Below are 24,019 nucleotides of genomic sequence, written 5' to 3'. Positions count from 1 at the left end.
CCGACATTGCAAAAGGACATATGACATGGCGACCGAACGCACCCTTTCGATCATCAAACCCGACGCCACCAAGCGCAACCTGACCGGCAAGATCAACGCCAAGTTCGAAGATGCGGGCCTGCGCATCGTCGCGCAAAAGCGCATCCAACTGTCGCTGGCCCAAGCCGGCCAGTTCTATGCCGAGCACAAAGAGCGCCCCTTCTACGGCGAACTGACCGAGTTCATGATCTCTGAGCCGGTCGTGGTTCAGGTCCTGGAAGGCGAAGGCGCCATTCTGAAAAACCGTGAAGTGATGGGCGCGACCAACCCGGCCAATGCCGACGAAGGCACCATCCGCAAGGAATTCGCCCTGTCGGTCGGCGAGAACTCGGTCCACGGTTCGGACAGCCCGGAAGCGGCTGCCCGCGAGATCGCCTTCTTCTTCTCGGGCCTCGAACTGGTTGGCTGATCAGGCCCCGGCCTGACGGTTTCACCGTTTCCCAAATACCCGAAAAGGGCCGCCCATCGGGCGGCCCTTTTTCTTACTTGCGATTGGCGGTCAGATCGAAACGGATCGTGACCCCGAAACCCACGGTGCTTTCGTCGGCATAGCCCGCACCGATGCCGAAATCGCGTCGGTCCACCTTCATCTCGCCTTTGGCCGTTGCCTTGTCGCCATCGACAGTCAGATCAAAGGGCAGCTCTGCAGGGACGGATTTCCCGGCAATGGTCAGCGTGCCCCGCGCCAGATGCGCGGCACCCTCGGTCGTGGGCGGCAGGATCTCGGCTTCGAAGCGGGCGCCGGGGAATTGCGCGGCATTCAGGAAATCCGGACCCTTGGCATTGTCGCTGACCGAACCCAGCGTCAGCGAGGCGATGTCGATGTTCACGTCGACCTTGCCCGCCAGCGTTGCCGGATCATAGTCGATCGCCGCCTGCCATGTCCCGAACTGGCCCTGGATCGGCGTCCCGCCCTGCGCCACCTCGATACCCAGAACCCCCTGTTCGACCACCCAACCCGAGGCGGGCTGTTCGCTGCTGGCCACGGGCGCGGCCTGCTCGGGGTTGCCTGCCGACACAATGACCGTGCCAGCCCAGATCAGCAGCCCGGCCAATGCGGCCAGAACATGCGGCAGTACCGATCCATGAGCGACGGGCGGTTCCGGCGCGCGCGAGGCCGGGCCGGCCATGCGCGACATCGTTCCGTCGCGGTCCAGTAGGGCGTGCTTCAGCGCGCCTGCGACATGCAGCACGATCAGCCCGGCCAGAACCCACCATCCGGTGGAGTGGAAATGCCCGAAACGCTCGGCCAGCGCCGCATTCTCGGGGACAAAGGGCAGACGCTGGCCCAGCGGCCAAAGGATGCGGGAAAACCCGCCCGGAGCCGCCGAATGCAGCAACCAGCCGGTCAGCGGCATGATCACCATGCCGATCCACAGCGCCCAATGCACGGTCTCGGCCACGAAATGCTCAAGCTTGCGGTTCGGATGCAGCGGGCGCGGCTTTGACTGGGTCAGGGTCCACAGGATGCGCAGCACTGCCAGCCCCAGCGCCGCCACGCCCACGGTCTTGTGCCACGAGAAGGTTGCGAAAATCGCCTGCAATTCGATCTCGGTCCCGCTGGGCAGCGCATCCGCGTAAAGGCCCAAGGCGATTGCGGCCAGGATCAGGACGGCCACGCTCCAATGGAACAGGCGTGCCATCCAGCCATAGGCGCGGGCGGTGTTTCCGGCGTTCATCAGCATTCTCCCATAGCTTCGCGCCAGTGGCGGCGGCAAAGCGAGACATAGGTTTCATTTCCGCCGACCTGCACCTGCGCGCCCTCACGCAGGGCGCGGCCCTGATGGTCCTGACGCACGACCATGGTGGCCTTGCGTCCGCAATGACAGATGGTGCGGACCTCGCGCATGTCATCGGCCCAGGCCAGCAGCGCCGCCGAGCCGGGGAACAATTTTCCGCGGAAATCGACGCGCAGCCCGTAGCACATGACCGGCAGGCCAAGGTCATCGGCCACGCGGGCAAGTTGCCAGACTTGCGCCTCGGTCAGGAACTGCGCCTCATCGACAAAGATGCAGGCGCAATCGCGCCCCTGATCCTCGATCAGCGCGAACAGGTCGGATTCGGGGGTAAAGGTGACGGCGGGCTCGGCAATGCCGATGCGGCTGCCGATGGTGCCTGCGCCTGCGCGGTCGTCAAAGGCCACGGTCAGCAGCAACGTCCGCATGCCGCGTTCGCGGTAATTGTAGGACGCCTGCAGCAAGAGCGTGCTCTTGCCGGCATTCATCGTGGAATAGTGGAAATAAAGCTTGGCCATGGCGGCAGATAGCCTTGGCCGGAATGGGGTCGCAAGCCGCCGCGCGATCTACACGCGGCGGCTCACGCATTGTTCAGTCGCGTTGAGCCGCTTTCGGTGCACGCGAGGGGCGACGGGCCGGACGCTTGCGCGCGCCTTGGGCATTGGTGTTGCCCGGACGACCGGCAGGGCCGCCACGTTCGCGCATCTTGCTGGCCTCGAAGGGCACTTCGCCGCCGACGACCGGAATCGTCGCCTTCATCGCCTTCTCAATGGCGCGCAGTTCGCCCATCTCGGCGGGCGAGCAGAATGCGACGGCACGGCCTTCGCGACCGGCGCGGGCAGTGCGGCCGATGCGGTGGACGTAGTTTTCCGCGACGTTCGGCAGGTCGTAGTTGTAGATATGCGCGACCTCGGGGATGTCGATGCCACGGGCGGCCACGTCGGTTGCGACCAGCACCTTGGTTTCCCCGGCGCGGAAGCCCGACAAGGCGCGCTCACGCTGACCTTGCGATTTGTTGCCGTGGATCGCGGCGACCTTGAAGCCCCATTTCTCCAGCAGCTTCGACAGCTTTTCCGAACCATGCTTGGTGCGGCCAAAGACGATCGCCAGCTCATCGCGGTGCTTGGCGAGGTATTCGGCCAGCAGCGTTGCCTTGTCGCCTTGGTTGACGAAATGCACGCCCTGTTCGATCTTGGCGGCAGCCTGACCCGGCGGGTTCACGGCGACCTTCAGCGGATCGGTCAGGTAGCTTTCGGCCAGTTCTTCCATCAGCTTCGGCATGGTGGCCGAGAACAGCAGCGTCTGACGCTCGCGCGGCAGCATCTTGGCGATGCGGCGCAGCGCGTGGATGAAGCCGATGTCCAGCATCTGGTCGGCCTCGTCCAGCACCAGATACTTGGTCTGCGACAGGTCGACCGCGCCACGCTCGATCAGGTCGATCAGGCGGCCGGGGGTCGCGATCAGCACGTCGACGCCGCGCTCCATGCGCATGGTCTGGACGTTGATCGAGGCACCGCCCACGACGCGGAACTGGCGGATCGCCGTGCCCGCAGCGTAGCAGTCGATGTTTTCAGCGATCTGGGTGGCCAGTTCGCGGGTCGGCGCAAGGATCAGCGCGCGGCAGGTCTTGGGCTCGGGCTTGCGACCGATGTTCAGCAGACGCGTCAGCATCGGCAGGCCAAAGGCCGCGGTCTTGCCGGTGCCGGTCTGTGCCAGACCCAGCAGGTCACGGCCAGCGACGATGCCGGGGATGGATTTTTCCTGAATGGGCGAGGGGGCCTCGATGCCCATCGGCGGCAGGTTGACGGCGACGCGGGCGTCGATCCCCATGCGGGTGAACGGCGTGTCGATATCCGGGATGGCGCGGCGGATGAATTTCTCCTCCGGCTCGGCGCGCATGCGGCGGTGGTTGGTGTTGGGCTTGTCGCTGAAACGCGGCTTGCTGCCCTGTTCGCCACGGGGTTTGTCGGAATTGAAACGGGGTTTGCCACCCTGCTCGCCGCGCGGCTTGTTGTCGCCGTGGTAGCGGGGATTGCTGCCCACGTCATTGCGCGGCTTGTCAGGGTTGTAACGGGGAGTGCCCGAACGGGTCGGACGCGAATTTTCGTTCGTCATGTCGTCTTTCAGCCATGACGCCCGCGTATCGGCGCGCATGGCACGGGGCCGCATGCCCGGTTCAATGGGGGCCTGCGACGGTTGCGAGGGGCGGGCGCGATACGGAACCCGCAAGCCTCCCCGCGTGAATGGGAAACTGAAAACTTGTGCCGACCTGACGCAGAAAAGCGTCGGCTGCTCACGCGGCAGCGGCGGCAACTCGTGGCAGATGGGGCAAAACGCCCGAAAAGTCAAGCTCGGTCGGCGGAATCCATCCAGATGGTCACCGGGCCGTCATTGACCAGCGACACTTTCATATCCGCGCCAAAGCTGCCGGTTTCGACCGGCAGACCCAGCGAGCGCAGGGATTCGGCAAAGCGCAGATACAGCGCCTCGCCGCGGGCAGGAGCCTCGGCCGAGGAAAATCCGGGGCGGTTGCCGGTGCGGGTATCGGCGGCCAGAGTGAACTGGCTGACCACCAGAACCGATCCGCCGATATCGGTGACCGAGCGGTTCATCTTGTCGGCCTCATCGCGGAAGATGCGCAGCTTGGCCACCCGCGCGGCCAGCTTTTCGGGGGCGTCATCGGGATCGCCCTGCATGGCGCAGACCAGCACCAGCAGGCCCGGCCCGATGCGTCCGATGCTGTCTCCCGCGACCTTGACCTCGGCTTCCGAGACGCGCTGGATCAGGGCGCGCATGTCACTTGCCCAGCATGATGCCAAGGATCACGAACATCAGCCCAAAGACCGATGCCGCCAGCGCCGCCATGTTGACGGTGACGACGCGGCGCATGACCTGACGCATCTGTTCGTCGTCGATGGTGCGTGCCTTGGCCCGCGCGGCGGTCACGATGCACCAGCACAGCGCCGCAAGGCCCAGCACCGTCAGCGCCGTGCCACCCCAGATCAGCCCGTCCCAGATCGTCATTCCCGCTCTCCGTCCAATGTGCAGCCCGCCAAATACCCAAGGGGGACTACCGGCGATTGCACAAGCCCGCAAGACCGCCTAGACCGCTTCCGACGACAAAGGAGCGGACCATGAGTGACGACAACGCCTATGGCGTCGCAGCCGGCGAGCTGCGCCAGTTCATCGAGCAATTCGAGCAACTGGAGGCGGAAAAGAAGGACGTGGCCGAGCGCCAGAAAGAGTTGATGGCCGAAGCCAAGGCCCGCGGCTATGACACCAAGGTGATGAAAAAGGTCATCGCGCTGCGCAAGCGCGATCAGGACGACATCGCCGAGGAAGAGGCGATCCTTGAAATGTACAAGGCCGCCTTGGGCATGATCTGAAAAAGGGGGCCGCGAGGCCCCTTTTGCTTAGGGCGTGATGAATTCGACGCCGGGCATGGTTGCGATCTCGGCCACGTCCTCGTCGTAAAGATCGCTGATATGGTCGATCAGATCCTGATCCCAGCCCGGCAGATTCACCTCGATCTCGATCTGGTCGGGCAGGGCGTGGCGCTGAAGCGCCGCCGAAAAGATCGAGCGCCGGGTCTCAATCGTCAGGCGCTCCTGTTTGCCCATTTCCTCGCGCACCATGTCCAGCCCTTCGGGGCGCAGGATATCGGCCAGCATCTGCAGCCCGGCCTTCAGCGGCACGTCGCTGGGCATGGTGGCGACGCGGCGGACCACCTCGGGCCAGATCAGCGAGGTATCCTCGTGGCACCACAGCACCAGCCGGCAACCGGGAATGGACTTGAGGATGCGGCGGATGGCCGGCGCCCAGCGAAGCTGCTCGGGCGGGATGGCCCCCATCACCTGCTCATAGGTGCCGCTGCCCTCTTGCGACATGACAAAGGGAACCAGCGTTGCCGGGTTTTTCAGCGCCAGAAAGAACTCGACTTCGGAATTGGGGAACAGGTTGGCTAGCGCCGCCATCTTGGCCCCCGCCCCGGCATAAAGCCCTTCGGATGAGATCGCACGCTCGGCCTTGCCCAGAAAGCCGGGGGTGCTGAAGATGATCCGCCGCGGGTTGTCGGTGTCGAGGATCGCGTCCAGCAGCACCTGTTCCATCTCGGGGGTCGAGGCGTTGCCCTTGAGCGCACCCAGAGCCTCGTTGAAGGCATCGCGGTGGCGGTTTGGGGTCAGTGGCTCGATCCCGTTGCTGTGCAGCCAGTCGCGGTTCTGCATCAGGGTCTTGACCATGCGGTAAAGATCCGTGCCGTGAGCCCCACAGTGAAAGGCGACCTGCATGCGATGCGAACTCCTGAATCGTTTCGGGCGAGACTAACGGGCAAAGCCGGGCAGGGAAACCGGGGGCGTGTCACAGGATCTGCACCGGGCTTCACACCGTTGTTGGCTTGCATATCGGGGCCTGACGCGCCAAGCAGTTGCGACCCAACTGACAGGTGACCGATGGCCAGCCCGGCTCCGTTCTCGCGCTTTGAATTCATGATCGCCTGGCGCTATCTGCGCGCAAGGCGGGCTGAGGGCGGCGTGAGCGTGATGACCTGGATCAGCCTGATCGGGATCACGCTGGGCGTCATGGCGCTGATCGCGACGCTGGCCGTGCGTGCGGGATTCAGGGCCGAGTTCGTCGACACGATCCTGGGGGCCAACGCCCATAGCACGGTCTTCTATAGCCCCAGTTCGTTCTACAACGAACTGACCGAGGAAACCTACATCACCCCCGGCCGGATCGAGGATTACGACGCGCTAAGCGCGAAGATTGCCGCGATCCCCGGCGTGACGCGCGCCACTCCGGTCGTGCGCGGTCAGGTCATGGCCAGCCAGAACGACGCCAATAACGTGGCCGAGGTCTACGGCCTGACGCTGGAGGCGCTGAAGGCGATCCCGCGCGTTGCCGATCCGGAAACCGGCATGGGCAATATCGACGATTTCGGCAAGGGCATCGCCATCGGCTCGGGCCTTGCGCGAGAGCTGGGTGTGGGACTGGGCGATCGGGTGCGGCTGATTTCGCCTGATGGAGCGCAGACCGCCATCGGCACGGCGCCGCGCGTCGAAAGCTATGAAATCACCTATGTTTTCACCGCTGGCCGCTACGATATCGACCGCACGCGCATCTACATGCCGATGCCCGAGGCGCAAAGTTACTTCAACCGCGAGGGCGTCGCCGATGAGATCGAGGTCTTTGTCACCGACCCCGAAAAGGTCGATGACTGGACGATGAAACTGATCGAGGCTGCAGGCGAGCGGGCGCAGGTCTGGACCTGGCGCGATGCCTCGGGCTCGTTCCTCAAGGCGCTGGATATCGAAGATGACGTGATGTTCATCATCCTTTCGATCCTCGTGCTGATCGCCTCGATGAACATCACTTCGGGGCTGATCATGCTGGTCAAGAACAAGGGGCGCGACATCGGCATCCTGCGCACGATGGGGCTGACCGAGGGTTCGATCCTGCGGATTTTCTTTTTGTGCGGGGCGTTTACGGGCGTAATCGGAACCATTGCCGGGGTCGTGCTGGGGGTGATCTTTGCGCTGAACGTCGATCACATCATGAGCGCGGTGAACTGGTTCTCGGGCGGAGGGGCATGGGACCCGGCGGTGCGCGGCATCTACGAACTGCCCGCGAAACTGCGAGGTGAGGACATTGCCAAGGCGGTGATCCTGTCGCTGGCTCTGTCCTTTATCGTCACCATCTTCCCCGCGCGCCGGGCGGCCCGCATGAACCCTGTCGAGGCGCTGCGTTATGAGTGATGTTCTGGTTCTTGACGCGATTTCAAAGACCTATGGCAAGGGCGGACCCGCGCCCGTGTCGGTCTTGCAGAACCTGTCGCTGTCGGTCGGACGCGGCGAGGTCGTGGCACTGGTCGCGCCTTCTGGGGCCGGGAAATCGACGCTGCTGCATATTGCGGGGCTCTTGGATACCGCCGATACGGGCCGTGTGATCCTGAACGGGCGCGACATGAGCGGTCAGCCCGACCGCACCCGGACCGAAGCGCGGCGTCAGGATCTGGGTTTTGTCTATCAGTTCCACCATCTGTTGCCTGAATTCTCTGCAGCAGAAAATATCGTTCTACCTCAATTGGCTAATGGCGTTTCATCAAGCGCCGCTCAGGCGCGTGCGCGTGATCTGCTGGGGCGCGTAGGCTTAAGCCATCGCGCCGACCACCGTCCGGCACAGATGTCGGGCGGCGAGCAGCAGCGGGTGGCGTTCTGCCGCGCGCTGGCCAATGCGCCCTCGCTTCTGCTGGCGGATGAGCCGACCGGGAACCTTGATCCGGCGACCTCGGACAAGGTGTTCGACGTGCTGATGACGCTGGTGCGCGATACCGGGCTGTCGGCGCTGATCGCCACCCATAACATGGATCTGGCGGCACGCATGGACCGGGTGATCCGTCTGGGCGACTGACGGGAACAACCCCGCGCGGTGCTTTGAGCAGCGCGTCGGGCTGATGCGTTTCGGTCAGCATTTACTGAGTTTTTGCAGCGATATCTGTGCAGCGCGTGTCGACCGGCTGTAAACGGGTTGGGCAGGATTTCGGGGGGATGGCATGAAGACAATGGCGGCGGTTTGCGCCCTTGGGATGGCTGCACCTGCGGCAGCGGACCCGTTCGAGCAATTCGGCACGGCGATGAAATACGGGCTGCCCTTGGCGGCGGCGGTCTGCGCGGCGGATCAGGATCGGCTGGAGGATTTCGCCGTCCGGGGCATTTTGCAGACGGCTTTGGTCTGGGGGATGAAGGAGTATTTCGACGGATCGCCGATCTCGCTGCGCCCCTCGGGCGAGGGTAAGGGCTTTCCGTCAGGCCATACGGCGGCGGCTTTTTTCGGGGCCTCGGATCTGGCCGGGAAATGCTTTGAGGATGAGGCGGCGGCTGGTGCCGTGGCCTATGGCGCGGCTGGCCTGACGGGCTGGAGCCGGGTCCATGCCGGAGAGCACACACCCGAACAGGTCTGGACGGGCGCGCTGATCGGGTTTTCCTTCGGGGCAGCCAGCTTCGGGATCGGGTCCGAAGAGGCGCGGTTTGAGGTGGGGATGAAGTTTTAACCGCAACGGCGAACTGAATGAGCCCCGACTGGACCTTCGTCAGTCGCATCTGGCCTTCATCGACGCCGAAGTTCGCGCTTTCCCTCATCGCAGCAAATCAGCTTCCCCGCCCATTGTCTTTCACCTAGCTTGAGTTTGAATCTCGTAACGGTGTGAGGTTGTGGTGGAAGCAGCACAGTTAATCGACAGCATTTACGGCGAGAATATTTACACGTCATTCGACGGCTCGGGTTTTGAGCAGGACCTTCAAGGCTGGGGTGGGCATCAATTTCTTCTGAAGGTTATACAAGAGCTTCGCCCGCGCCTGATCATAGAGGTCGGTGTCTGGAAAGGGCGTTCGGCATTGGCAATGGCCGATAAGCTCAAGGAACTTCACCTTTCTACGCCGATAATCTGCATCGATACTTGGCTTGGTGCCCAAGAGCATTTCCAGACCAGATTTCGTCCGGACATGAATCGAAAGGCTGGCTGGCCAAGGCTCTACGAGCAGTTCTTGTTCAATGTCATAGATCGCAAACATCAGGATATCGTTGTTCCCCTTCCAGTTTCATCACTTGCCGCAGCGCAAATGCTTCGCAAAATGGACGTGAAAGCGGACCTGATCCATATTGATGCCGGTCACGGATATCTTGAGGTGCGATCAGACATTGATGCCTTCTGGCCACTTTTATCCGAGGACGGTGTGGTCGTGTTTGACGATTACGGCGGATGGGCGGGGGTGACGCGTGCCGTAAATGAATTTGCTGCGGAAAAAGCGCTGCCGCTCATCGGGACTCATGGAAAGGCGCTTATTTCGCCGAGTTTGAACATGCGCTTCCGGGCCGAGCTTGATAAAATTGAGATGGGAAAATGGGCACCTAAGAAAGGCTAGCGCCAAGCTTCGCAAAAGGCATGCGCGCGGTGCGGTTGCGAGCGGTGGCAGGGTCTTGCACAGCCGCTTGCGATCTCTAACTACCCCCGCGACCCCGCCAGCACCACCACAGCACCCAGCACGCATAGCCCTCCGCCCAGCAGATCCCAGCGGGTGGGGATCTGGCCCTCGGTCAACCAGAGCCAGCCGAGGGAGGCCAGGACGTAGATGCCTCCGTAGGCGGCATAGGCGCGGCCGGCGAAGGTGACGTCAATGCGGGTGAGGAGCCAGGCGAAAAGCGCCAGCAAGAGCATGCCGGGCAAAAGCCACAGCGCGGACTTGTCCAGCCGCAGCCAGGCCCAGAACGCGAAGCAGCCGGCGATTTCGGCCAGCGCCGCCAGCAGGTAGATGGCGAGCGGCGCGGCGAGGGTCATTACACGTCCAGTTCGTCGGCATCCGCGAATTGGGCGTTTTCCTGAATGAACTGGAAGCGCAGCTCGGGTTTTTTGCCCATCAGGCGCTCGACCAGATCGCCGGTCTCGCCGCCTTCATCCTCATCGATGGACACCCGGATCAGCTTGCGCGTCTTGGGGTTCATCGTGGTGTCTTTCAGGTCCTTGGCGTCCATCTCGCCCAAGCCTTTGAAGCGCTGGACGTCGATCTTGCCCTTGCCGCCAAGGCCCTTGGCGAGCATCCGTTCCTTTTCCGCGTCGTCGGCCACATAGACGCGATGCGCGCCCTGCGTCAGGCGGTAAAGCGGCGGGCAGGCCAGATACAGGTGCCCCTTGTCGATCATCGGGCGCATCTGGGTGAAGAAGAAGGTCATCAGAAGCGAGGCGATATGCGCGCCGTCCACATCGGCATCGGTCATGATGATGACCTTGTCGTAGCGCAGATCCTCGACGTTGAACTTGCTGCCCATGTTCACGCCGAGCGCTTGGCAGAGATCGCTGATTTCCTGGTTGGAACCCAGTTTCGACGATGCCGCGCCAAGGACGTTCAGGATCTTGCCGCGCAGCGGCAGCAGGGCTTGGGTCTGACGCTCACGCGCCATTTTCGCGGAACCGCCTGCCGAGTCGCCCTCGACGATGAACAGCTCGGTGCCCTCACGGTTGGTGGCCGAGCAATCGACCAGCTTGCCGGGCAGGCGCAGCTTCTTCGTCGCAGTCTTGCGCGCGGTTTCCTTTTCCTGCTTGCGGCGCAGGCGTTCCTCGGCGCGCAGGATCAGGAAATCAAGGATCGCGCCCGCAGATTTGGTATCCGCCGCCAGCCAGTTGTCGAAATGGTCGCGGACGGCGCCCTCGACCAGACGGGTCGCCTCGGTCGTGGCAAGGCGGTCCTTGGTCTGGCCCACGAATTCCGGCTCGCGGATGAAGCAGGAAACCAGCGCGCAGCCGCCGGTCAGCAGATCCTCGCGCGTGATGTTCGCAGCTTTCTTGTTGTTGATCAGCTCGCCATAGCCGCGGATGCCCTTGAGGATCGCGGACCAGAAACCGGCCTCATGCGTGCCGCCCTCGGGCGTCGGGACGGTGTTGCAATAGGACTGGATGAAGCCGTCGCGGGCCGGGGTCCAGTTGATCGCCCAATCGACCTTGCCGGGGACGTTGAACTTTTCCTTGAAATCCACCGTGCCGGCGAAGGGGCGGTCGGCATAGGTCGAGGATTTGCCCAACGTCTCGGTCAGGTAATCGGCAAGGCCGCCGGGGAAATGGAAGGTCGCTTCCATCGGCGTTTCGCCGTCGTCGATTTCCGACTTCCAGCGGATCTCGACGCCCGAGAACAGGTAGGCCTTGGATTTCACCATCTTGATCAGCCGCGCGGGCTTGAAGCGATGATGGCCGAAGATCTGCTCATCAGCATGGAAGGTGACGGTGGTGCCGCGGCGGTTCGGGGCCGCGCCGACCTTTTCGACCGGCCCCTGCGGGATGCCGCGCGAGAAGCTTTGCTGGAACAGCTCGCGGTTGCGGGCGACCTGCACGACCATGCTGTCGGACAGCGCGTTCACGACCGATGCGCCGACGCCGTGAAGCCCGCCCGAGGTCTGATAGGCATCGCCCGAGAACTTGCCGCCCGCATGCAGCGTGCACAGGATGACCTCCAGCGCGGATTTGCCGGGGAATTTCGGGTGGGGGTCGATCGGGATGCCGCGGCCATTGTCGCGAACCACGACCGAGTAATCGGCCAGCAATTCGATCTCGATCCGCGAGGCGTGACCGGCGACGGCTTCGTCCATCGAGTTGTCGAGGATTTCCGCGACAAGGTGGTGCAGCGCGCGTTCGTCGGTGCCGCCGATATACATGCCGGGGCGCTTGCGGACGGGCTCCAGCCCCTCAAGGACTTCGATGGAGGCAGCCGAATAGCTCTCGGTTGCCTTATCCGAGACCGGGAAAAGATCGTCTGCCATCGCACCTGCTCGTCTTGTTCTTCTGGGTCGGGGTTATCTCATGCCGCGGCATGTCGGGGCAAGGGGAAGCGTCAGCAGAATCGGGAACCGCAAAGGATGGTAGGAACCGGATCACATTCCGCGACGTCACTGCAGACAAATCATGCAAAACTTGACCTGCGTCAACTTATGGACATGTCCCGGCCGCTAGCCCGGTTCCGTTCACCCGTATGGCGGAAACGCCGCTGTAATGAGTGGTCGCGGCGGGCGGAGCCATAAGCCGGCCGCCGCGATTTGATCATTCAGGCTCGGCCAGACGTTCCTGCCACATCTTCTGAAAGGCGGGGCGCGCCTGACAATCGGCAAGCCATGAGCGGACCGCGGGGAACTGGTCCATCAGCGCGTGATGGGACTGGGCGTAGCGCACGACCTCGGCCACGTTGATGTCGGCCACGGTGAAGCGGCCACCGACCAGATGGCCATGGCGCGAGATCTGCTCCTCAAGCACCGCCAGCGGCCGGATCAGCCGTTCCGAGGCATTGGCCACCGAGGCCTGATCCGCCCCCGATTGCACCTGTCCGGCGCGGTGCATGAACAGGATGGTCAGCGCGTCCTGTTCGATGGCGGTGGCGGCGTAGAAGCTCCATTGCAGCATCAGTGCGTCCTCGGTCGCATCCGCCGGGCCAAAGGGCAGGCCGTGCTTGCGCGCCAGATACAGCGTGCAGGCCAGCGATTCCGACAGGACCAGATCGCCGTCCTCGATCACCGGGATCGCACCGGCGGGCGACAGCTTGAGGAAGCTGGCCGAGCGGGTGTTCAGGGGCGCGCCGGGCGCGTCGGGGTCGGAAAGGCGGTAGGCCTGAATGACCGGAACCTGCCGGAAGGGCAGGCCCAGTTCGTGGCAAAGCCAGATGATGCGCGAGGCGCGGGAACGGGTGACCCCGTGGATTGTCAGCATGATCTTCCCCTGTTTGGCGCGACAGTGGCGTGCCTAAAGCGTCTCGGCAAGATAGCGCATCATGTTGCCGCCCATGACTTTGGCGATCTGGCCGTCATTCAGGCCTGCATCCATCAGTGCCTGCGTCAGCGCGGGCAGATGGGCGGCATCAAAGGGCGCGTCGACCGAGCCGTCGTAATCCGAACCCAGCGCGACCTGATCCTCGCCCACCAGACGGATCGCGGCGGCGATGGCTCCGGCGATATCGGCAGGGGTCTTGCCGCAGACCACATCGGCCCAATAGCCGATGCCGATCAGCCCGCCCTTGGCCGCTATGGCGCGAACCAGATCGTCGGGCAGGTTGCGCGGGCTGTCGCAATGGCTGCGGATGCCGGTATGCGAGATGATCGGGCGCGAGCCGGGAAAGGCCAGAACGTCGCGCACCATCTGCGGGCTGGCATGGGCAAGGTCGATGATCATGTGGCGTTCCTGCGCCTCGCGCACGACCTCGCGGCCGAATTCGGACAGGCCGGAATTCGGGCCGCCCGAGCCATGCAGGCTGCCGCCCAGCTCATTGTCGAAGAAATGCGTCAACCCGATAAGCCGGAAGCCCGCGCCGTAAAGGACGCGCAGATTGTCGAGCTTACCCTCAAGCGGGTGGGCACCCTCCATCCCAAGGATCGCGCCGACGGTGCGCGCGCCGTCGCGCCGCGCCTCTAGCAGCGCTTGCAGATCCTCGGCCGAGCGGATCACCATGACCTGATCCGGGGCCTGTTCGGCGGCGCGGCTGAGGGCTGCGGCCTGCGCCAGCGCGCGTTCCTTGAGGCTGAACCAACTGTGGATCGGGCGAAGCTGGCCGATGAACAGCGGCGTGATATTGTCCGGGGCTTCGGTGGCGTTATGGGTGTAATTCTGGCCGCGCGGGCTTTTCGTGACCGTGGTGAAGACCTGCACCGCGACATTGCCGTCGGACAGACGCGGAATATCGACATGGCCGCGATCGACGCGGGTCAGGATGTCGCGATCCCAGAGCAGCGCGTCGGAATGCAGGTCGCCGATGATCAGGCTGTCATGCAGCGCCTGCGCCTGAGGCGAGACCGGCCAGCCGTCCTTGGGCATGGTGACAGGGTTCAGGCTGCGCTCGACATAGGCCGGGCCCCAGACGGCGGTAGCGGTGGCGGCGGCAATGGTCAGGGCGACAAGGATGGTGAACAGGCGCCTGATCACGGCGAACCTCCGAATAGATAGCTTGGGTCGAATAAAGGGTTAGGTGAGGGCCGTGATGGACAGGTCCATGCGCAGGATGTGCTGGGGACCGATACGGCCGCCGTGATGCAGCCCGCCATCGTCCTGAAACCCGGCGGCAAGATAGACCGCGCGGGCGGGCAGGTTGACGATATTGACAGTCAGAACACAAGCGCGGGCCTGCGGGTAATGCGCCAGCAGATAGGGCCGAAGGGCCAGCATCGCGGCCTTGCCGGTCCCGCGCCCCTGTTCCGCATGGTCGATCATTACGCCGCGCAGCCCGACCTCGTCAGGCTGCGCGAAACCGTATTGCGCGGCATAGTCGCGGTCGATCTTGAAGAAGCCGACAGGCTGCCCGTCGCGGGTCACGACATGAAAGTCGCAACCCGGTTCGTTCATCTCGAAATGTCCGGCAATGGTACCGCAGAAGCCCTCCTGCTCGGGGGCGACGGCAATATGGGCCACCCGGTCGAACTCGTGCCGACCGAGCGGTTCAAGGGCGATCATGCCTCCATCGCTTCCAACTCGTCGATGAAGCCTTCGATCATCGACAGGCCTTTGTCCCAGAAGGCTGGGTCCGAGGCGTCCAGCCCGAAGGGGGCCAGCAGTTCTTTGTGATGCTTCGAGCCGCCCGCCGAGAGCATGGCGAAATATTTCGACTGGAAGTCCGGCAGGCCGTCTTCGTAGGCGGCGTAAAGCGCGTTCACCAGCCCGTCGCCAAAGGCATAGGCATAGACGTAGAAGGGCGAGTGGACGAAATGCGGCACATAGGTCCAGAAGGTCTCATAGCCCGGCATGAACTCGAAGGCATCGCCAAGGCTTTCGCCCTGAACCGACATCCACAGCGCGTTGATGTCCTCGGGGGTCAGTTCGCCTTCGGCGCGGGCGGCGTGCAGCTTGCATTCGAAATCATAGAAGGCGATCTGGCGCACGACCGTGTTGATCATGTCCTCGACCTTGCCCGCCAGCAACGCCTTGCGCTGGACCGGATCGGTGGTCTTGGCCAGCAGCGCGCGGAAGGTCAGCATTTCGCCAAAGACCGAGGCCGTTTCCGCCAGCGTCAGCGGGGTCGAGGCCAGCAGTTCGCCCTGCGCTGCCGCCAGACGCTGGTGGACGCCGTGGCCCAGCTCATGCGCCAGGGTCATCACGTCGCGCGGTTTGCCCAGATAGTTCAGCAGCACATAGGGGTGAACGGTGGTGACGGTCGGATGGGCGAAGGCACCCGGAGCCTTGCCGGGCTTCACGCCCGCGTCGATCCAGCCCTTGTCAAAGAACGGCTCGGCCAGTTCCGCCAGCTCCGGTGCAAAGCCCGCATAGGCGTCCAGCACCGTGGCGCGCGCCTCGGTCCAGTCGATAAGGCGCGGGGTTTCGGTGGGCAGGGGGGCGTTGCGGTCCCAGACCTGCAGCTTGTCCAGACCCAGCCATTTGGCCTTCAGGCGATAATAGCGATGCGACAGGCGGGGATAGGCGGCAGTGACGGCATTGCGAAGCGCCTCGACCACTTCGGGTTCGACATGGTTCGATAGGTGCCGCCCGGTTTGCGGGGTCGGCATCTTGCGCCACTTGTCCTCGACGGCCTTTTCCTTGGCCAGCGTGTTGTGGATGCGGGCGAACAGCTTGATGTTCTTGCCGAAGACATGGGCAAGAGCATGGGCACCGGCCTCGCGCTTTGCGCGGTCATGGTCGGTCAGCAGGTTCAGCGTGGCCTCGATGCCCAGTTCCTCGCCTTCGACGTTGAAGGTCAGGCCGGCGGTGGTTTCGTCGAACAGGCGGTTCCATGCGGCGGCACCGACCACGGAATTGTCATGCAGGAAGCGTTCCAGTTCGTCCGACAGCTGGTAGGGGCGCATGGCGCGCATCCGGTCGAAGACGGGCTTGTAGCGCGCCGGACCGTCGGTGGTCGCAAAGACTTCCTCGTAGCGGGCGTCGGGGATGCGGTTGAATTCAAGGCTGAAGAAGACAAGCTTCGTCGTATGCTCGGTGATGTAATCCTGCAGGTCGCCCATCTGTTTGGCGCGGGCACCGTCCATGGTGTTCTGGTAGTAGCGCAGGCCCGCATAGGACATCAGCCGCCCGGCCAGAAGGTCGATGGTCTGGTAGCGCTCGATGCATTCCAGCATCTGCGGCCCTTCCAGCGAGGCCAGCTTGCCTTCGTAATCGCGCGAGAACTGGCAGCAGGCCTTGCGCAGCTCGGCCATGTCCTCGGTCAGTTCGGGGGCGTCCGGGGAGGGGTAAAGATCGGTCAGGTCCCAGTCGGGCAGCGCGCCCAGATCGGCGGAAGGCGCTGCGGCAGCATGCAGGGCGTTTTCGTCGCGCGGGATATGGCGTCCGGCGATGGTGCGAATCGTGGCGGCAGTCGTCATGGTCGGTCCTTTCGATTGCGCATAGTTTTGCCGGGTTAGGCGCGGGGCTGCAACCCGGAGGCGCTGGGCGGTTTCAGGCGCTGGCCGAGGCCGCCGCGAAATGCGCGAGCATCGCTTGCAGGAACGGGGTGCGGATGCTGTCGCGTTCCATCAGCGGTTCGTGCCGGGCACCGGGCAGCAGCATCAGCCGCGCCGAGGGCCAATCGGCCACCCGCCGCCGGATCGCGCTGCTTGAGACGATGCGTTCGTCGCTGCCAAGGCCGACAAGGACCGGCAGCGTGGGGGCGGGCAGGGTGGACATACGGCGGATCTCGGCCAAAGCCTCGGACAGCCAATGGTTCGAGACCCCGCCAATGGCGCGCTCGGGCCAGCTTGCGGCCTCGGCGACGGTGCGCGCCCAGCGAAGGCCGTCGGTGGTCAGCAGGTTCGCCTGAAACGAGCAGCGCAGCACGAACGTGTCATAGCCACCCGAGCCGGGCGTCGGACGTTCACCCCAGCCGAAGCGTTCGGCGGTGGCGGTGAAGGCGCGGGCGAACAGCAGGACTGGTGCAGACCGGTTCAACCCCAGCATCGGGGCCGAGAACACTGCGCTTTGTACCGGCAACCCGTCATGGAGCGCGGCAAAGCCGATCGCTCCGCCCATCGAATGCGCCAGCAGGTGCCAAGGCCGCGGCAGGGACAGTTCATCCGCCGCCACCACCAGTTCGACCACATCGCGCTGATAATCGGTGAAGCGCCCGACATGGCCGGGGCGGGGATCGGCGATCAGCCGGTCCGACAGGCCCTGACCGCGCCAGTCGGCGGCCAGAACGTCATAGCCCGCGGCGTTCAGCTCGCGGGCCAGGCTATCGTATTTCTCAAGATATTCGGTGCGACCGGGGAACAGCAGGACCGAGCCGCGCGGGTTTTCGGCCTGCCAATGTCCCGCCCGCAGCCGCAATCCGTCCTCGGTCCGCAGCCAGAAGGCTTTCGCCGCCGGGCTGGGATCACCGGGTAGAGTGCCGAAGGGGGCGGGCGTCACCGGAAGCGACCCGTCGCGTCAGCCGAGCAGCGAGCCCAGCTTCAGCGCGGTGCCCATCGCGCCGTCGACCTTCAGCTTGCCGGTCATGAAGGCCATGGTCGGGTTGACGTCGCCGCTCAGCATGCCTTCAAAGGTTTCGCGGCTGGCAGTCAGGGTCACGTCGGCTTCGTCATCCGAGGCGCGCGCACCATTGGCGTCGATATAGACCGAGCCTTCGCCCTCGATCACGAACTTGGCGGTGCCGTCAAAGCCTTTGGCTTTCGGGTCAAGTGCGGCCACGGCGGCCTCGATCACTTTGCTCATTTGATATTCTCCCCTGACTGTGTCTGGAAATGGGTCGGGCTGAAAGTTACATAGTGGTTATGCGTTGGCTAGGTCCCCATTACCAGATTGCCGTCGCGACAGCGTTAAGCCTAGGGCTGACACTGCCGTTGGCCGTGCATGCGCAGTCGGATGTGCCGCTGCCGGCCCCCGATGCGCCCTTCTCCGAGGATGCCCCGCAAGGCGAGCCGCAGGGCGAGACCGCGCCCGAATTCGCCCCCGCCGAACCAAGCGAACCCACCGCCGAGGCCCGGCTACGGGAACGCGAGGATCTGGACATGCTGTTCACCGAACTGGCCCAGACCGGGGGTGAGACATGGGCGCGGGCCGAAACCGATATCCTGCGCATCTGGTCGCGTTCGGGCTCGGCCACGATGGATCTGCTTTACAAGCGCGGAGAGGCGGCACTGGATGCGGGCGATACCGAAGCCGCCGTCGGCCATCTGACCGCGCTGACCGATCACGCACCTGACTTTGCCGCCGGATGGTATCTGCGCGGCGTGGCCTTTTACCTGCAGGGCAATTTCGGCCCCGCAATCTCGGATATGGCCGAAGTGCTGAAACGCGAGCCACGGCATTTCGCCGCGCTGACCCAGCTTGGCACCATGTTCGAGGAATTGGGGGATGACGCGCGCGCCATGAAGGCGTATCGCGCAAGCCTGAAGATCCACCCGCATCAGGAAGATGCGGCCGACGCCGTGAAGCGTCTGGAAGAAAAGACGAAGGGCACGGACGCCTGACATGCAGGACAGATCACGGGTCACGGCCGTTCTCGGCCCGACCAATACTGGCAAGACCCATTACGCCATCGAACGGATGCTGGCTCATCGCACGGGGGTTATCGGCCTGCCGCTGCGGCTGCTGGCGCGTGAGGTCTATGACCGCATCGTGAAGGCGCGCGGCCCCTCGGTCGTGGCGCTGGTCACCGGGGAGGAGCGCATCGTTCCCGATCGCGTGCAATATTGGGTCGCCACCACCGAGGCCATGCCCGAGGTCGGTGCCGATTTCGTCGCCATCGACGAGATCCAGCTTTGCGCCGATCCCGAGCGCGGTCATGTCTTTACCGACCGGCTGTTGAACATGCGCGGCCTGCATGAGACGCTGCTTCTGGGAAGCGACACCATGCGACCGGCGATTGCCGCGCTGGTCCCCAATGCGCAGTTCATGCGCCGCGAACGTTTCTCGACCCTGACATGGGCGGGCTCGAAAAAGATCAGCCGGATGCCGCCCCGCTCGGCGGTGGTCTGCTTCTCGGTCGATGAGGTCTATGCCACGGCGGAACTGATCCGTCGGCAGAAGGGCGGCTGTGCCGTGGTCATGGGGGCGCTGTCGCCCCGGACGCGCAATGCGCAGGTCGCCATGTATCAGCAGGGAGAGGTCGACTATCTGGTGGCGACTGATGCCATCGGCATGGGGCTGAACCTCGACATCAAGCATGTGGCCTTTTCGGGAACCGAGAAATTCGATGGTCGCCGCTACCGCCCGCTGTTCCCGCATGAGCTGGGACAGATCGCCGGACGCGCTGGGCGGCATACGGAACCCGGCACCTTTGGCGTGACCGGCGATGCCGGGCAGCTTGAGGAAGGGTTGATCGACGCGATCGAGAACCACCGCTTCCAGCCGATCTCGCGCCTGATGTGGCGCAATGCGGTGCTGGAATTCGGCACGATCGAGCGGTTGATCCAAAGCCTTGAGGCCAGCCCGCAATCGGAATGGCTGACCCGTGGCCGCGAGGCGGACGATCTGCGCGCGCTGAAAGCCTTGGCCGCCATGCCCGAGATCCGCGACCGGGTCAGCCATCCCAAGGATGTGCGGCTGCTGTGGGATGTCTGCCGGATTCCCGACTTCCGCGGGATATCTCCTGCCGAACATGTGACGCTGCTGGCCCGTATCCTTGGTTTCCTGCAACAGGGGACCGTGCCCAGCGAATGGCTTGCAACTCAGATCAATCGCATCGACAAGGTGCAGGGTGACATCGATACCCTGTCGAAACGCTTGGCATTCATCCGCACATGGACTTATGTCGCGCAGCGTAGTGGTTGGGTTTCGGACGAAAGCCATTGGCGCGCCGAGACGCGCGCTGTAGAAGATCGCTTGTCGGATGCGCTGCATGCCGCACTGACTCAAAGATTCGTGGACCGGCGCACTTCTGTGCTCTTGCGCCGGCTCAAACAGAAGGAGAGCCTTTTGGCCGAGGTGAACGACAAGGGCGAAGTGACGGTTGAAGGCGAATTCGCCGGCCGTCTGGAAGGTTTCCGCTTCCACGCCGATCCCACTGCAACCGGGGACGAAGCGCGCATGTTGACGCGCGCCGCCTATGAGGCGCTGCGCCCCGAATTCCATCTTCGGGCCGACAGGTTCTACAACGCTCCCGATACCGAGCTGGACTTCACCGAGCAGGGCGGCCTCATGTGGGGCAGCTATGCGGTGGGCAAGCTGGTCAAGGGACCCGAGGCGCTGAAACCCGGCGTCGAGGCTTTCGTTGACGAGGAAGCTGGCCCCGAGATCATCGAGAAGGTCAAGCGCCGCCTGCAGCATTTCATCGACCGCAAGGTCGCGACGGCCTTCGAGCCGCTGCTGGCGCTGAAAAACGACGAGACGCTGACCGGTCTGGCCCGCGGCTTTGCCTTCCGGCTGGTCGAGGCGCTGGGCGTGATCCCGCGCGAAGGCGTGGCCACCGAGGTCAAGGAACTGGATCAGGAATCGCGGGGCGTGCTGCGTAAGCATGGCGTGCGTTTCGGTCAGTTCACCGTCTTCCAGCCGGCGCTGCTGAAGCCCGCTCCGACCCGTCTGCGGCTGGTGCTGTGGGGTCTGGATCAAGGTCTGGGCGAGTTCCCGGAAAGCCCGCCTCCGGGTCTGGTGACGATCCCGAACCTGCCCGACGTTCCCAAGGGCTATTACACGCTGTCGGGCTATCACCCGGCAGGCGACCGCGCGATCCGCATCGACATGCTGGAGCGTCTGGCCGACATGCTGCGCACGCAGGACAGCCGCGCAGGCTTTGAGGCCACCGCCGACATGCTGTCGATCACCGGCATGACGCTGGAGCAATTCTCGGGGCTGATGGGTGGTCTTGGCTACCGCGCCGAGAAGGGCGAGCGCGCCAAGGCCCGCGCCGAGGCGACCCCGGTCGTCGAAGCCGTCGCCGCTGCCGAGCCCGATCACGACCGCCCGCTGACCGAAGAGGAAAGCGTGCTGGCCGCCGAGACCCGCGCCAAGTGGGAAGCCGAGCAGGCCGCCCGCAAGGCTGCCGAGGCCGAAGCAGGCGAAGTCGCCCCCGAGGAGGCTGCCGAGGCCGCTGCGCCCGAGATGGAAGTGTTCTACACCTTCACCTGGGCTCCGCGTCCGCGTGGCAACCGTCGCCCCGAACGTGGTGGCGAGCAGGGTGGCGAACGTCGCGGTGGTGACCGCGCTGAGCGTCAGGGTGATCGCGGCCCGCGCCGTGACCGCGAATCCGCCGAAGGGCAGGGTGGCAAACCCCGCTTCGAGGGCAAGCGCGGCGAAGGCCGTGGCGAGCGTCAGGATCGTGGTCCCAAGGGCAAACCCCGCCATGACGGCAAGGGCAAGCCGCGCCACGAAGGTCCGAAAAGCTTCGAGGCCCGTCCGCCCAAGGTCGAAAAGAAGATCGACCCCGATAGCCCCTTCGCCATCCTCGCCTCGCTCAAAAACAAGTCGTGAGCGAAGGCGAACATGCAGCCGGCCTTCGTCTTGATCGCTGGCTGCATCACGCCCGACTGTTCCGGACCCGCACCCTTGCTGCCGATGCTATCGGCCGGGGCGGGATCCGGCTGAACGGCAAGCCCTGCCTGAAACCTGCGCAGACGGTCCGTCACGATGATACCGTGACGGTTTCCGCGCATGGTCGGGTCAGGGCTTTGCGCGTTCTGGATCTGGGCGAACGCCGTGGGCCGGCGGCCGAAGCCACGGCGCTTTACGAAGAGCTGGAAAGCTGAGCCGGGCAGGGGAACCTTTTTCCCCCAGTGGTGCATTCGCGCGAAAGGCTTTCCTCGCATCGGGCAGGTGGAACGATGCAGGTCTTTTCCCCTCGGGCGGCCTTGAATGATTTCGCCGGCGGGCGTAACTAGCCGGCAAGATACAGGATAGCTTGCCGCCATGACCTACGTCGTCACCGATAACTGCATCATGTGCAAATACACCGACTGCGTGGAGGTGTGCCCCGTGGATTGCTTCTACGAGGGTGAGAACACGCTGGTCATCCATCCCGACGAATGCATCGATTGCGGCGTCTGCGAACCGGAATGCCCGGCCGACGCGATCCGCCCCGATACCGAGCCGGACATGGAAAAATGGGTCGAGTTCAACCGCAAATATGCGGAACATTGGCCGGTCATCACCCGCAAGAAGGACCCGATGCCCGGCTATGCCGATATGGACGGCCAGACCGGTAAGCTTGAGAAGTACTTCTCGGAAGCGCCGGGCGAAGGCGATTGATCACAAACGCGCGGGTCAGGCCCGCGCGGATGCGCGTTTTGCCCCCGGAACGCCTGTGATTCGGGCAGTCCGGGGTTTCGTATTTCTAGGATATGCGTGTAATACTATGACCAGTCAGGGGAATACTTATCCCCAATCTTGTGAACTGGTCGTTTCACCTCCGCTTTGATTTGAGGCGGATTTTATGATATGTTCCTGACATAAATCGCTGCACGGGCCGCGGGAGTGGCCTGATCGGCGATGCTGCCTTGCCCTGACCGTACTGCCCGGCCCGGGATGCAAAAACAACATTGGTGGCCCAAAAGGTCGGGGGAACCCGCCTTGGGGGCTTTTTGCGCCCAAGCTGGCGCCGCTGTGAAGGAAGCTCAATGTCGAAAGCCAAGAAGACCGAATTCCGCCCCGATGATTTCGTGGTGTATCCGACCCATGGCGTGGGGCGCATCGTTTCGATCGAAGAGCAGGAAGTTGCCGGACTGCGTCTGGAAATGTTCGTGATTTCCTTTGAAAAAGACAAGATGACCCTGCGCGTCCCGACGGCGCGCGCCTCGGAGATTGGCATGCGCGGCCTGTCGACCCCCGATCTGGTCGAACAAGCTTTGGCCACGCTGAAAGGCAAGGCCCGCGTGAAACGCGCCATGTGGTCGCGCCGTGCCCAGGAATATGAGCAAAAGATCAACTCGGGCGACCTGATGTCGATCGCCGAGGTCGTGCGCGACCTGCACCGCAATGACGAGCAGCGCGAGCAATCCTATTCCGAGCGTCAGCTGTATGAAGCTGCGCTTGAGCGTCTGACCCGCGAAGTCGCCGCCGTCAGCGGCATGGATGAAGCCGGCGCCCAGAAAAAGGTCGATGCCGTGCTGGTCACCCGCGCCGCCTGATCGGTCGCGGTTTGAATTGGAAAGGGCGTCCCGCGGGGCGCCCTTTTTCGTTTTTACCCCACGGACAAACAATCGGATTAGGGGCTGTTCCTGATGCGCCCCCTTTGTCCGAGGCACAGGGGAACCGCCATGCGGACAATTGCCGTCGTTGCTTGATCTACTTAGCATCCCCCGGAAGCCGCAGATCGACACAAATGCGCGATCCTCCGCTGAGAGTTCAATTGACCTCTCATAGTCAGAAACCCAAAAGTCAGGCTTGAATAAACCGGCCCTAAAAAAGAACCCCGGTCAGGCATGCTGACCGGGGCCGATGTGTTTTCCTCGCGCCGGGGCGCAGGGATCAGTCGTCGTCGCTGTCCGGGACATCCGCGATGTCGTCCAGCGACACGTCGCCGTCGTCATCGTCATCGTCCAGCAGATCATCGTCCAGATCGCCGCCATCGGCGTCGTCGTCCAGATCCTCGTCATCGACCAGATCAACTTGAGCCGCGCCATGCGCAGCGGTTTTCTCTGCGATCAGCGAGCGCGAACGGCCGTTGGTCAGGCTTTCCAGCGAAATGACGTTGCCGCAAGCGGGGCAGGTCATCGGGTCGTTCTTCAGATCGTAAAAGCGGGTCGCACAGTGGGGGCACAGGCGCTTGGTGCCCCATTCCTCTTTGGGCATGGTCTTCTCTTTCCGCCGCAGTTTGATAAATCCGCTGTCCCGTGCCACAGGTGGCGCAGGCTGTCAAAGCCTTTTCTCTTGC

The 24,019-nt window shown here is 63.7% G+C and carries 26 protein-coding genes; 11 read left to right on the top strand and 15 right to left on the bottom strand.

Annotated features, from left to right (window positions below; all coding sequences use genetic code 11):
* The first annotated feature begins 25 nt into the window (after positions 1-25).
* Positions 26-448 (top strand): nucleoside-diphosphate kinase, encoded by a 423-nt coding sequence (gene ndk / locus GL300_RS01085; RefSeq protein WP_155037735.1) that lies wholly within the window; start codon positions 26-28, stop codon positions 446-448.
* A 73-nt stretch (positions 449-521) separates the two neighbouring features.
* On the opposite strand, the gene GL300_RS01080 is transcribed toward ndk, so the two are convergent.
* From GL300_RS01080 to GL300_RS01060, 5 genes are all read right to left on the bottom strand, one after another.
* On the bottom strand, positions 522-1,718 hold the full coding sequence (locus GL300_RS01080) for a cytochrome b/b6 domain-containing protein (RefSeq protein ID WP_155037734.1): 1,197 nt from the start codon (positions 1,716-1,718) through the stop codon (positions 522-524).
* Entirely contained in the window at positions 1,718-2,293 is a 576-nt protein-coding gene (locus tag GL300_RS01075) for a thymidine kinase (protein ID WP_155037733.1), read from the bottom strand. Before GL300_RS01075 ends, GL300_RS01080 begins: the two co-directional genes overlap by 1 nt.
* A gap of 73 nt (positions 2,294-2,366) precedes the next feature.
* The gene (locus tag GL300_RS01070) at positions 2,367-3,929 is read right to left on the bottom strand and encodes a DEAD/DEAH box helicase (protein ID WP_155038516.1); all 1,563 of its coding nucleotides are present in this window, start codon (positions 3,927-3,929) and stop codon (positions 2,367-2,369) included.
* Between the two features lie 191 nt (positions 3,930-4,120).
* Positions 4,121-4,570 carry a D-aminoacyl-tRNA deacylase gene (dtd, locus tag GL300_RS01065; protein WP_155037732.1) on the bottom strand — a complete coding sequence of 150 codons (450 nt, stop codon included), beginning with the start codon at positions 4,568-4,570 and terminating at the stop codon, positions 4,121-4,123.
* 1 nt (position 4,571) lies between these two features.
* Positions 4,572-4,799, bottom strand: coding sequence for a hypothetical protein (locus GL300_RS01060; protein WP_155037731.1), 228 nt, complete (start codon positions 4,797-4,799; stop codon positions 4,572-4,574).
* Positions 4,800-4,909: 110 nt separating this feature from the next.
* On the opposite strand from GL300_RS01060, the gene GL300_RS01055 reads away from it, so the two are divergent.
* On the top strand, positions 4,910-5,161 hold the full coding sequence (locus GL300_RS01055; RefSeq protein ID WP_155037730.1) for a DUF2312 domain-containing protein: 252 nt from the start codon (positions 4,910-4,912) through the stop codon (positions 5,159-5,161).
* Positions 5,162-5,188: 27 nt separating this feature from the next.
* On the opposite strand, the gene GL300_RS01050 is transcribed toward GL300_RS01055, so the two are convergent.
* Entirely contained in the window at positions 5,189-6,064 is an 876-nt protein-coding gene (locus GL300_RS01050) for a hypothetical protein (protein WP_155037729.1), read from the bottom strand.
* Positions 6,065-6,226: 162 nt separating this feature from the next.
* Here GL300_RS01050 and GL300_RS01045 point away from each other — a divergent pair, with 162 nt between their 5' ends.
* The 4 genes from GL300_RS01045 (at position 6,227) to GL300_RS01030 (ending at position 9,694) form a co-directional block, all read left to right on the top strand.
* On the top strand, positions 6,227-7,528 hold the full coding sequence (locus tag GL300_RS01045; protein ID WP_155037728.1) for a lipoprotein-releasing ABC transporter permease subunit: 1,302 nt from the start codon (positions 6,227-6,229) through the stop codon (positions 7,526-7,528).
* Positions 7,521-8,183 (top strand): ABC transporter ATP-binding protein, encoded by a 663-nt coding sequence (locus tag GL300_RS01040; protein WP_155037727.1) that lies wholly within the window; start codon positions 7,521-7,523, stop codon positions 8,181-8,183. The genes GL300_RS01045 and GL300_RS01040 overlap by 8 nt, the downstream gene beginning before the upstream one ends.
* Positions 8,184-8,325: 142 nt before the next feature.
* Positions 8,326-8,823 (top strand): phosphatase PAP2 family protein, encoded by a 498-nt coding sequence (locus tag GL300_RS01035; RefSeq protein WP_155037726.1) that lies wholly within the window; start codon positions 8,326-8,328, stop codon positions 8,821-8,823.
* A 163-nt stretch (positions 8,824-8,986) separates the two neighbouring features.
* Positions 8,987-9,694, top strand: coding sequence for a class I SAM-dependent methyltransferase (locus GL300_RS01030; protein ID WP_155037725.1), 708 nt, complete (start codon positions 8,987-8,989; stop codon positions 9,692-9,694).
* 80 nt (positions 9,695-9,774) lie between these two features.
* On the opposite strand, the gene GL300_RS01025 is transcribed toward GL300_RS01030, so the two are convergent.
* From GL300_RS01025 to GL300_RS00990, 8 genes are all read right to left on the bottom strand, one after another.
* Complete coding sequence (locus GL300_RS01025; protein ID WP_155037724.1) at positions 9,775-10,107, bottom strand: YnfA family protein; 333 nt, start codon at positions 10,105-10,107, stop codon at positions 9,775-9,777.
* Entirely contained in the window at positions 10,107-12,077 is a 1,971-nt protein-coding gene (gene parE / locus GL300_RS01020; RefSeq protein ID WP_155037723.1) for a DNA topoisomerase IV subunit B, read from the bottom strand. The genes GL300_RS01025 and parE overlap by 1 nt, the downstream gene beginning before the upstream one ends.
* Before the next feature lie 277 nt (positions 12,078-12,354).
* Positions 12,355-13,014, bottom strand: a complete 660-nt coding sequence (locus GL300_RS01015; protein WP_155037722.1) for a glutathione S-transferase family protein — start codon at positions 13,012-13,014, stop codon at positions 12,355-12,357.
* 33 nt (positions 13,015-13,047) lie between these two features.
* Positions 13,048-14,220 (bottom strand): dipeptidase, encoded by a 1,173-nt coding sequence (locus GL300_RS01010; protein WP_343042873.1) that lies wholly within the window; start codon positions 14,218-14,220, stop codon positions 13,048-13,050.
* 39 nt (positions 14,221-14,259) lie between these two features.
* On the bottom strand, positions 14,260-14,745 hold the full coding sequence (locus GL300_RS01005; RefSeq protein WP_155037721.1) for a GNAT family N-acetyltransferase: 486 nt from the start codon (positions 14,743-14,745) through the stop codon (positions 14,260-14,262).
* On the bottom strand, positions 14,742-16,601 hold the full coding sequence (locus GL300_RS01000) for a M3 family oligoendopeptidase (RefSeq protein ID WP_155037720.1): 1,860 nt from the start codon (positions 16,599-16,601) through the stop codon (positions 14,742-14,744). Before GL300_RS01000 ends, GL300_RS01005 begins: the two co-directional genes overlap by 4 nt.
* Positions 16,602-16,674: 73 nt before the next feature.
* The gene (locus GL300_RS00995; RefSeq protein WP_343042872.1) at positions 16,675-17,622 is read right to left on the bottom strand and encodes an alpha/beta fold hydrolase; all 948 of its coding nucleotides are present in this window, start codon (positions 17,620-17,622) and stop codon (positions 16,675-16,677) included.
* Positions 17,623-17,640: 18 nt separating this feature from the next.
* On the bottom strand, positions 17,641-17,925 hold the full coding sequence (locus GL300_RS00990; protein WP_155037719.1) for an SCP2 sterol-binding domain-containing protein: 285 nt from the start codon (positions 17,923-17,925) through the stop codon (positions 17,641-17,643).
* 134 nt (positions 17,926-18,059) lie between these two features.
* On the opposite strand from GL300_RS00990, the gene GL300_RS00985 reads away from it, so the two are divergent.
* From GL300_RS00985 to GL300_RS00965, 5 genes are all read left to right on the top strand, one after another.
* On the top strand, positions 18,060-18,683 hold the full coding sequence (locus GL300_RS00985; RefSeq protein WP_343042900.1) for a tetratricopeptide repeat protein: 624 nt from the start codon (positions 18,060-18,062) through the stop codon (positions 18,681-18,683).
* Position 18,684: 1 nt separating this feature from the next.
* Complete coding sequence (locus GL300_RS00980) at positions 18,685-21,621, top strand: helicase-related protein (protein ID WP_155037717.1); 2,937 nt, start codon at positions 18,685-18,687, stop codon at positions 21,619-21,621.
* Positions 21,618-21,896 carry an RNA-binding S4 domain-containing protein gene (locus GL300_RS00975; RefSeq protein ID WP_343042871.1) on the top strand — a complete coding sequence of 93 codons (279 nt, stop codon included), beginning with the start codon at positions 21,618-21,620 and terminating at the stop codon, positions 21,894-21,896. The genes GL300_RS00980 and GL300_RS00975 overlap by 4 nt, the downstream gene beginning before the upstream one ends.
* A 160-nt stretch (positions 21,897-22,056) precedes the next feature.
* Entirely contained in the window at positions 22,057-22,395 is a 339-nt protein-coding gene (gene fdxA / locus GL300_RS00970; protein WP_155037716.1) for a ferredoxin FdxA, read from the top strand.
* 368 nt (positions 22,396-22,763) lie between these two features.
* The gene (locus GL300_RS00965) at positions 22,764-23,273 is read left to right on the top strand and encodes a CarD family transcriptional regulator (RefSeq protein ID WP_155037715.1); all 510 of its coding nucleotides are present in this window, start codon (positions 22,764-22,766) and stop codon (positions 23,271-23,273) included.
* A gap of 340 nt (positions 23,274-23,613) precedes the next feature.
* Here GL300_RS00965 and GL300_RS00960 read toward each other — a convergent pair whose 3' ends face one another.
* Positions 23,614-23,937, bottom strand: a complete 324-nt coding sequence (locus GL300_RS00960) for an FYDLN acid domain-containing protein (protein WP_155037714.1) — start codon at positions 23,935-23,937, stop codon at positions 23,614-23,616.
* Positions 23,938-24,019 lie beyond the last annotated feature (82 nt).

Origin of the sequence: Paracoccus litorisediminis, from assembly GCF_009711205.1 — a bacterium.
GTDB classification, from domain to species: Bacteria; Pseudomonadota; Alphaproteobacteria; order Rhodobacterales; family Rhodobacteraceae; genus Paracoccus; species Paracoccus litorisediminis.
Note: the sequence above shows the minus strand (reverse complement) of the source record. Positions and strands in the feature narration are given on the sequence as shown.